1 protein-coding gene is annotated in these 638 nt (G+C 50.6%); it reads left to right on the plus strand.

What is annotated here, in order from left to right:
* Positions 1-513 (plus strand): ammonium transporter family protein (locus HJG40_RS14165; RefSeq protein ID WP_497006474.1); only part of this gene is annotated, 513 nt, incomplete at its 5' end.
* Positions 514-638 lie beyond the last annotated feature (125 nt).

Below are 638 nucleotides of genomic sequence, written 5' to 3' on the forward strand. Positions count from 1 at the left end.
CCCGCCGTTATCGGGGCGGTTCAAGGCATGATTACCGGCCTCGTGGCCATCACGCCCGCTGCAGGTGTCGTAGACGGATGGGGCGCTATCGCTATTGGTATCGCTTCCGGCATCATCCCCTGGCTGAGCATGAATATGCTGGGCAAGACTGCCTTATTCCGAAAAGTTGATGATACGCTTGGCGTTTTCCATACCCATGCGGTGGCTGGTGTTCTTGGCGGGATCATGACTGGCTTGCTTGCCACCAAGGAAGGCTGTGCAGCTTTTGGATTAAGCAACCCGGGAGGCGCCATTGACGGTAACTGGCATCAGGTCTGGCTGCAGATTATTGGCGCAGCATTTATCATCGCCCTCAATATCGTCGTCACTTACATTCTTCTGAAGCTGATCAGCCTGGTGGTACCGCTGCGCATGTCTGAAGAAGAACTGATGATTGGTGATGATGCCATTCATGGTGAAGAAGCTTATGCCTTCTATGGTGATGGTGAACGGCGTCCGGTGACGGGTGACTGAAGCTATCTGGTAAAACCTTAAGAACAAGCACTATACGGCGGGAAACCGCCGTTTTTTAATACCCATGCAAAAAGCACAAAATTAGACTAATTAAATTAAATGGGATTATCCAATGAACAGACCTA

It is taken from the genome of Acidithiobacillus concretivorus, from assembly GCF_018853445.1.
GTDB classification, from domain to species: Bacteria; Pseudomonadota; Gammaproteobacteria; order Acidithiobacillales; family Acidithiobacillaceae; genus Acidithiobacillus; species Acidithiobacillus concretivorus.